Source organism: Cupriavidus sp. FW305-F7 (assembly GCF_058782875.1).
Map to the genome: position 1 here is coordinate 190,641 of NZ_JBYSYC010000010.1, position 8,482 is coordinate 199,122.

Annotated in this window: 8 protein-coding genes; all 8 read left to right on the top strand. The window is 67.6% G+C overall.

Annotation, left to right across the window (positions count from 1 at the left end; all coding sequences use genetic code 11):
* The first annotated feature begins 136 nt into the window (after window positions 1–136).
* The 8 genes from AC3WL8_RS12330 (at window position 137) to AC3WL8_RS12365 (ending at window position 8,333) form a co-directional block, all read left to right on the top strand.
* Window positions 137–1,699, top strand: a complete 1,563-nt coding sequence (locus tag AC3WL8_RS12330) for a DUF1302 domain-containing protein (protein WP_013952241.1) — start codon at window positions 137–139, stop codon at window positions 1,697–1,699.
* Window positions 1,700–1,766: 67 nt separating this feature from the next.
* A complete protein-coding gene (dmpE, locus tag AC3WL8_RS12335) occupies window positions 1,767–2,549 on the top strand; it encodes a 2-oxopent-4-enoate hydratase (protein ID WP_013952240.1) in 783 nt (260 codons plus the stop codon).
* A 44-nt stretch (window positions 2,550–2,593) separates the two neighbouring features.
* Window positions 2,594–3,502, top strand: a complete 909-nt coding sequence (locus AC3WL8_RS12340; protein ID WP_153953864.1) for an acetaldehyde dehydrogenase (acetylating) — start codon at window positions 2,594–2,596, stop codon at window positions 3,500–3,502.
* Window positions 3,503–3,512: 10 nt separating this feature from the next.
* Window positions 3,513–4,538, top strand: coding sequence for a 4-hydroxy-2-oxovalerate aldolase (dmpG, locus tag AC3WL8_RS12345; protein ID WP_013952238.1), 1,026 nt, complete (start codon window positions 3,513–3,515; stop codon window positions 4,536–4,538).
* Between the two features lie 92 nt (window positions 4,539–4,630).
* The gene (surE, locus tag AC3WL8_RS12350; RefSeq protein ID WP_013952237.1) at window positions 4,631–5,623 is read left to right on the top strand and encodes a 5'/3'-nucleotidase SurE; all 993 of its coding nucleotides are present in this window, start codon (window positions 4,631–4,633) and stop codon (window positions 5,621–5,623) included.
* A gap of 11 nt (window positions 5,624–5,634) precedes the next feature.
* Window positions 5,635–6,297 carry a hypothetical protein gene (locus tag AC3WL8_RS12355; protein ID WP_013952236.1) on the top strand — a complete coding sequence of 221 codons (663 nt, stop codon included), beginning with the start codon at window positions 5,635–5,637 and terminating at the stop codon, window positions 6,295–6,297.
* 433 nt (window positions 6,298–6,730) lie between these two features.
* Entirely contained in the window at window positions 6,731–7,792 is a 1,062-nt protein-coding gene (bcsZ, locus tag AC3WL8_RS12360; protein WP_041228552.1) for a cellulose synthase complex periplasmic endoglucanase BcsZ, read from the top strand.
* Window positions 7,793–7,922: 130 nt separating this feature from the next.
* The gene (locus tag AC3WL8_RS12365) at window positions 7,923–8,333 is read left to right on the top strand and encodes a hypothetical protein (protein WP_013952234.1); all 411 of its coding nucleotides are present in this window, start codon (window positions 7,923–7,925) and stop codon (window positions 8,331–8,333) included.
* The last annotated feature ends 149 nt before the right edge of the window (window positions 8,334–8,482 follow it).

Below are 8,482 nucleotides of genomic sequence, written 5' to 3' on the forward strand. Positions count from 1 at the left end.
GCTACCGCCCGTAGGGAAACCGCCTAGTCCGTTCTGCCGATTTGTGCATGGCCGCCCCTCTCTACGCTTGCGACCAGGCGAGCGCCATTCGAAGTGCCAGGCAATGAACCAACACCGACACCACGGGGAGACCACCATGCACCATCCACCATCCGGCCCACTGAAACGCCGCAACCGGCTGCGGCCAATCGCTGCCGCGGCGGCACTGGCCGCGCTGCTTGCAACGCCGGCCAGGGCGGGCGAAACCATCGATCTTGGCCATGACACCACGCTCGACTACAGCGTCACCGCCTCCTACGGGGCGGCGGTGCGCACCGGCCACCAGAGCAACACGCTGCTGAGCCCGGCCAATATCAACGGCGACGACGGCAACCGCAACTTCAAGCGCGGCGACATGATCGCCAACCGCGTCTCGCTGCTGGGCGAAGCGCATGTCAAGCACGATGCCTTCGGGGCACTGGTGCGCGGCAGCGTGTTCCAGGACTGGGCCTATAGCGGCACCAACTCGAACAATGCGCCGTTCACGGTCAACCACAGCGGCCCGTTCAACCAGTTCACCGGTTCCGCGCAGGACTATCACGAGCACCGCGCGCAACTGCTCGATGCCTATGTCTATGGCGCGACGCCGATCGGCGACACGCAGCTGAGCTTCAAGCTGGGCAACCAGGTGGTCGCCTGGGGCGAGAGCCTGTTCTTCGCCAATATCGCCGGCGCGCAAGGGCCTGCCGATGCGACCAAGGCCTTCGTGCCGGGGGCCGAGGTCAAGGACATCCTGCTGCCGGTGCCACAGGCTTCGCTGCAGCTGCAGGTCACGCCGGCATTCAGCGTGATGGGCTATTACCAGTTCACCTACAAGCCGAACCAGATCTTCGCGCCGGGCAGCTATTTCAGCACCTCCGACGTGGTCGGCCCGGGCGCGGAGTTCATTATCGGACCCGGCTTCAATATCCCGCGCGGCCCGGATATCCGCCCCTCCGACTGGGGGCAATGGGGCGTGGGCGCGCGCTTCCGCGTATTTGAAAGCACCGAGATCGGGCTCTACCAGCTGCGCTATCACGACAAGAACCCGAGCGTGGTCACCTCGCTCTTCCCCACGCTGCAGTACCAGCAGAAGTTCTACGGCGGCATCAACCTGACCGGCGCCAGCTTCTCCACGCAGGTGCTGGGCGCCAACGTTGCCGGTGAAGTCAGCTACAAGGACGGCGTGCCGATGCTGGTAGACGTGGCCGGCTCGCCCACCGCGACACGCGGCCGGGCACTGCAGGGCCAGCTCTCTGCCATCTACTCGGTGGGCCCGACCTTCCTGGCCGACTCGCAGACGCTGCTGGGCGAAGTCGCCTACCTGCACGTGCTGGGCGTGGACCCGGTGATGGGCTTCGGCAAGCTGTCGAACACCCGCAACTCGGCGGCGTTCCAGGTGGGCTGGTCGCTGACCTACAACAATGTGTTCGATGGCTGGGACATGTCAGTGCCACTCACCTACGCTCAGCAGTTCAGCGGCCAGTCTGCGGTGGCCGGCGCCTTCGGCACGCTGATGGGCTATGGCGACAAGCGCGCCAGCGTCGGGCTGACCTTCAAGTACCTGAACAACCTGGAGCTCAACCTGACCTACGCCGCGTTCATCGGCGGGGCCAACATCGCCAACCGTCCGCTGGCTGACCGCGACTACGTAGCCTTCAACGCCAAGTATTCGTTCTGACCTTTGTCCTGACCCGAACTGCCGCGGCGCGCTGCCGCCGCGGCAGCGCGGCCCGACCTCCCCTGCCATGAACGCCGACCTGATCACCACGCTCAGCAATGAACTCCACCATGCGCTGGTCACGCGCTCGCCGGTGCCGCCGCTCAGCGGCCGCGGACTGGGGCTCGACGTCCACGCTGCCTATCGCATCCAGCAAGGCTTTATCGCCCACCGGCTAGCGGCCGGCGACTGCATCACCGGCAAGAAGATCGGCGTGACCAGCGAGGCCGTCCAGCAGATGCTGGACGTGCACCAGCCGGACTTCGGCATCCTGCTGCAGAGCATGCAGTACGCAGCCGGGCAGCCCATCCCCACCGATACCCTGATCCAGCCGCGCGCCGAGGGCGAGATTGCCTTCTTCCTGCGGCGCGACCTGCGCGGCCCGGGCGTGACGCGCGACGATGTGCTCGACGCCACCGAAGCGGTGGCAGCCTGCTTCGAGATCGTGGATTCGCGCATCCGGGACTGGCGCATCCGCATCGAGGACACCGTCGCCGACAACGCCTCTTGCGGCGTCTATGTGCTCGGCGAGGAACGCGTCTGCCCGCACGCGCTGGACCTGGGCGCATGCGCGATGACCCTCGAGAAGAACGGCGAGTGCGTGGCCACCGGACTTGGCAGCGCCGCGCTGGGGCATCCCGCCGACGCGGTGGCGTGGCTGGCCAACACCTTGGGCAGCTTCGGCATTCCCCTGCTGGCCGGCGAGACCATCCTGTCGGGTTCGCTGGCGGCGCTGATTCCGGTGCAGGCGGGCGACCGGCTGTCCATGCATATCACCGGCATCGGCGGCTGCAGCGCCATGTTCTGCTGACTTCCTGACTTTCCTGACTTCCTGACTCTGCCAAGCGAGACCCCATGAACAAGATCCGATGTGCCCTGATCGGGCCCGGCAATATCGGCACCGACCTGCTCTACAAGCTGCGCCGCAGCGACATCCTGGAACCGGTCTGGATGGTCGGCGTGGAGCCGTCCTCCGAAGGCCTGGCGCGCGCGCGCGAGCTGGGGCTGAAGACCACCAGCGACGGCATCGACGGCCTGCTGCCGCACCTGGAGGCCGACGATATCCGCATCGCCTTCGATGCCACCTCCGCCTACGTCCATGCCGAGCACTCGGCCAAGCTGACCGCGCGCGGCGTGCGCGTGATCGATCTGACGCCGGCGGCGATCGGGCCGTTCTGCGTGCCGCCGGTCAACCTGGACGCCCATATCGGCAGCAACGAGATGAACGTCAATATGGTCACGTGCGGCGGGCAGGCCACCATCCCCATGGTGTACGCGGTATCGCGCGTGCAGCCGGTGGCCTATGGCGAGATCGTGGCAACGGTGTCGTCGCGCTCGGTCGGGCCCGGCACGCGCCGCAATATCGACGAGTTCACGCGCACCACGGCGGGCGCGATCGAAGCCGTCGGCGGCGCGCGCCAGGGCAAGGCCATCATCGTGATCAACCCGGCCGAGCCGCCGCTGATCATGCGCGACACCATCCACTGCCTGACCGACGATGCGCCCGACGTTGCCGCGATTACCGCCTCGGTGCACGACATGATTGCCGAAGTGCGCAAGTACGTGCCCGGCTACACGCTGAAGAACGGCCCGGTGTTCGACGGCAAGCGCGTCTCGATCTTCCTGGAGGTCGAGGGCCTGGGCGACTATCTGCCCAAGTATGCCGGCAACCTGGACATCATGACCGCCTCGGCCGCCCGCACCGCCGAGTGCATCGCCGCCGCCATGCGCGCCGGCAGCGCGCAAGAAACCGCCAACGCCTGAGGAGCCAGCCATGGTCCAACGCATCACCCTGCACGACATGACCCTGCGCGACGGCATGCACCCGAAGCGCCACCAGATCTCGCTGGAACAGATGAAAGGCATCGCCCGCGGGCTGGACGCCGCCGGCGTGCCGCTGATCGAGGTCACCCACGGCGATGGCCTGGGCGGCGCCTCGGTCAACTACGGCTTCCCCGCGCACAGCGATGAGGAATACCTGCGCGCGGTGCTGGGCGAACTGAAGCAGGCGCGCGTCTCCGCGCTGCTCCTGCCCGGCATCGGCACCGTCGACCACCTGCGCATGGCGCATGAGATCGGCGTGCATACCATCCGCGTCGCCACCCACTGCACCGAAGCCGATGTCTCGGAGCAGCATATCGGCATGGCGCGCAAGCTGGGCATGGATACCGTGGGCTTTCTGATGATGGCGCACATGGCACCGGTGCAGACATTGGTGCAGCAGGCGCTGCTGATGGAAAGCTATGGTGCCAACTGCCTGTATATCACCGACTCGGCCGGGCACATGCTGCCGCACGATGTAACCGAGAAGCTGGGCGCCGTGCGGCAGGCGCTGCGCCCCGAGACCGAGCTGGGCTTCCACGGCCACCACAACCTTGCCATGGGCGTGGCCAATTCGCTCGCCGCGATTGCCTGCGGCGCCAGCCGCATCGACGCCGCCGCCGCGGGACTGGGCGCCGGTGCCGGCAATACGCCGATGGAAGTGCTGGTGGCCGTGTGCGAGCGCACGGGCATCGAGACCGGCGTCGACGTATACCGCATCGCCGACGTGGCCGAGGACCTGGTGGTGCCGATCATGGACCACCCCATCCGCATCGACCGCGACGCGCTCACGCTGGGCTATGCCGGCGTGTATTCGTCCTTCCTGCTGTTCGCCAAGCGCGCCGAGGCCAAGTACCGCATTCCCGCGCGCGAGATCCTGGTCGAGCTCGGCCGGCAGCGGCTGGTGGGCGGGCAGGAGGACATGATCGAGGATACGGCGATCACGCTGGCGCGCAAACGGGGCCTGCTGGTGCCGTGACGGTGCCGCCCCGGCTTCCATCAAGCCTGGCGGCGCCGCTGCGCGGCCGGGCACTGCTTGCACCACGCATAAGAATAAGGAGACAGGTTCCCATGCTTCGACTTCGCGCCTGCCTGCGGCTCGCTTCCCTCGGTATCGCGGCCGCCGCACTGGCCGCCGCGGCCAGCCCCGCCCAGGCACTCAATGTGCTGCTGACCAATGACGACGGCTGCGCCGCGCCTGGCATCAGCGCGGTCCGCAAGGCCCTGCAGGACGCCGGCCACCGCGTCATCACGGTAGGCCCGGCCAGCAACCAGAGCGGCTCGGGCGCTGCCTATGCCGTGCCCGACGGGCGCACCCGGCTGGTGGTCGATCCGCTCGCCGGCAGCGCCGACACGTTCTGCGTGCACCGGGTCAAGACCACCTTTGTCGCGGGCAGCGCGCTCAATGCCACCAACCCGGACTACCTGGGCAGCGGCTCGCCGGTGGACGCCACCGCCATGGGCCTGAAGATCGTCGGACCGGAAAGCAGCTTCGTGCCGGACCTGGTCGTCTCCGGGGCCAATTTCGGCGAGAACCTGTCGGACTCCATCCCGCACTCGGGCACGGTGATGAACGTGCTGTTCGCCGCGCGCCGCGGTGTGCCCGGCATTGCGCTGAGCGTCGGCGTGGACTTTGCCGAAGCACGCACCGGCTTCGGCAGCACCGTGGCTGCGTTCCCCAAGGCCGGGGCCTTCCTGGCCCGCGTAATTGCCAGCCTGGAAGCCACGCGCACTGCCGGCCAGCCATTGCTGCCGGTGGCCCACCCGCTGAGCATCAACTACCCGATCGTCGCCGGCGGAACCCCTGCCGGCGTGCGCCTGACCACGCCTGGCACGGTGGATTCCTTTACCACCGCCTACAAGCGCAATGCCGACAACACGGTATCGATCGACGTGGGCGCGCCGGAGACCGAACTGGCAGCGCTGGCGCGGATTGCCGAGACGCCGGCCTTCCTGGCCAAGTTCATCACGATCTCGCCGCTTGACGTTGACTTCCGCCCGACGCCGCTGGCGCGCGGCCTGTTCAACCGCTCGCGCCGCGAGCTGGCCACCCTGGCACCTTAGGCGGAGCAACCATGGGCAAGGACCTTCGATCCTGGCGCCACCTCGTGCTCGCATGCGGGGTCGCGGCTGTCGCAGCATGCGGGGATGACCATGTGCCGGAAGTGAGCGGCACGGCTGCGGTCGGGGCCGCGCTGGCAGGCGCTACCGTGCAGTTGCGTGATGCGCAAGGACAAGTACGCAACGCAAGCACCGATGCAAAGGGCGCATTCCGCCTGGCCCGGGTGCCGGGCGGGGCGCTGATGGTGCGCTGCGAGGGCGGACTCGCGCAGGGCGAGCCGAACCCCCTGCGGCTGCATGGCCTGGTGCTGGGCGGGCGCACCGTGAACTGCTCGCCGCTGACCGAACTGGCGTTGTGGAAGCTGCTGGGCGGGCCGCCGGGCCAGGCATTCGACAGTTTCGGACAGGGGCGCGCCAGGGACCTGTCTGCCGACGCCATGGCCGAAGCGGAGTCCTCCGTGCTGGCGGCGCTGGCAACAGGAGCCGGGGTCGATATCGACCCCGCTGCCGTACCTCGGCGCTGGCATGACACGCCGCTCGAGGCCGGCAATGCCAGCGATCCCCATGATGCCGCGCTGGATGCGCTGCGCGACGCGATTGCCGACCAGGCTTCCATGGACTTCATGGGCGAGATGGTGGCGCGCGGCGTGTGCGTGGCCGACGGAACCTGCGGGTGAGGCGGTTGCCGCTGCGCCGCCAACAGGTAGCCTGAAGCGGCCGGTTTGCCAACCGCAAACGCCGCCCCCTTGCCAGGGGCGGCGTTTCTGCTTTTCTATATCACCCCTGAATCTTTTTTTAGACCCGGTGGAAATGTGGCTCGCGCGGTGCTTTCTAGGTCTACACTGCCCCGCACAGGCTTGAACATTGCTCCGAGTTGCAGTGCAGGTGGCGATCAGGGTATCTGCCGGGCGGAGCCGGGACATGGCTCGAAATTCCCGGTAAATCCGTGCGCAGCGCAGCCACCACGCCCTCGCCGGCGCGGCACCTGTAACCGGACGCATGCTAAGAACCCGCATCCTGCATATGATCCGCCCCGCTCCGCTCCTGGTCGCCGTCACGGCGCACTGCCTTCCGCCTCGTGGCTGGCGGCACGGCGCAACGGGCGCTGACATGCGGCGCACGCTGACGGGCCTGACCCGATGGCTGCTCGCCGGTGCGCTGGCCTGTGCCTCGCTGGCCGCCCCGGCTGCCAGCGCCCCGGTCTGCAAGTGGGCGGACTGGGATGCCTTCAGGCAAACCCTGCTGAGCGCCGACGGCCGCGTGATCGACGCCAGTACCGAGAACCAGGCCACGGTGTCTGAAGGCCAGGCCTACGGCCTGTTATTTGCCCTCGCCGCCAATGACCGCGCCAGCTTCGACAAGCTGCTTGCGTGGACCGAGAACAACCTCGCTCAGGGGGACCTGATCGCGCACCTGCCGGCCTGGATCTGGGGACGGCTGCCGCCGGAGCAGGCCAGGTCTGCCGGCAAGGCCGCGGACAGCTGGGGCGTGATCGATGCCAACCCGGCCTCGGACGCCGACCTGTGGCTCGCCTACACCCTGCTGGAGGCCGGCCGGCTCTGGCAGGAGCGGCGCTTCACCGCGCTCGGCACGCTGATGGCCCGGCGCATCCTGCGCGAGGAAACGGCGGTGCTGCCAGGCCTGGGCCGCACCGTGTTGCCCGGAACGCAGGGATTCAAGCTGAGCGAGCGCCGCTGGCGCCTCAACCCAAGCTACGTGCCGATGCAGGTCATGCGCCGGCTGGCCACGTTGCTGCCCGATGAACCGGCCTGGCAGCAACTGGTGGCCAGTTCGGCCAGGCTGATGCTGGACACCGCACCGCGCGGCTTCTCGCCGGACTGGGTGGAATACGAGACCGGGCGGGGCTTCCTGCCCGATGCGCAAACGCAAGCCGAAAGCGCCTACAACGCGATCCGCGTCTACCTGTGGGCCGGCATGCTGGCCAGCGACGCGCCCCAGCGCGCCGCTCTGCTGCGCGCCTTCACGCCGCTGGCGGACTACGTGGCGGCCAAGGGCTTCCCGCCCGAACGCGTGGATACGCAGACCGGCCAGCCCGGCTACTACACGCAGGTGCTGACGCTGTTCGGCCTGGGCTACCTCGACGGCCAGTTCCGCTTCGCGCGCGACGGCGCGCTCGTCCCCGCATGGGAGACCGGATGCCCCGCGCGCTGACAGGCGCTAGCGAAGAAGGCGCACGAAGGCTGAGGCTGGCATGGCTGTCAAGATAGCCTGCGAGGCGCCGTAATCGCTAGAATGCGAGTTAATGCGCAGCGGTGCGCGTTGGTCTGATTCCGGAGCCGGCATGGAACCCCTCTCTTTTGAATTCGTCACCGTTGAGGAAGCAAAGAAGGTACTGGACGGTGCGCCGCCATTGCAAGCCGAGCCTGACTGGAGCGGCGTGCGGCGAGCGCCGTCGCCGGAAGATACCTTGCTTTCAGATGTCGCCATGCGGTGGCTGGCGTCGCTGCCGGCCGAGGCGCGCCCCGTGGAGCTATGCCGCCGATATGCACGCATCGGCAACCAGTTGGCTGCGCTTGCTGCCAATCCGGCGGCTCTGCATGCTTTCCTGGTTGAGTTGCTGATCGATAAGCGGGGTGGGCGGCAGGGGTTTCCGGATGGGATTGCGTTTGAATTGTCGCGGTTGCATGAATATGTGGTGCGACTATTGCCCGGGTTGGGGGGTGAGCAAGGGTGGAGTGAGTTGGCGGATTGAGGTGGGCTTGGGTTGTGCGCCATGCGGTCGCTTGTCGCCCTTGGCATGCGTGGCTGTTTCGCCGGCGTAGCCGGACCTGTCAGAAATTTTGTGTTTAGGGCATAACATGTCGATAAGGAGCATGTATGCCACGCAAGACGAAAACCAGC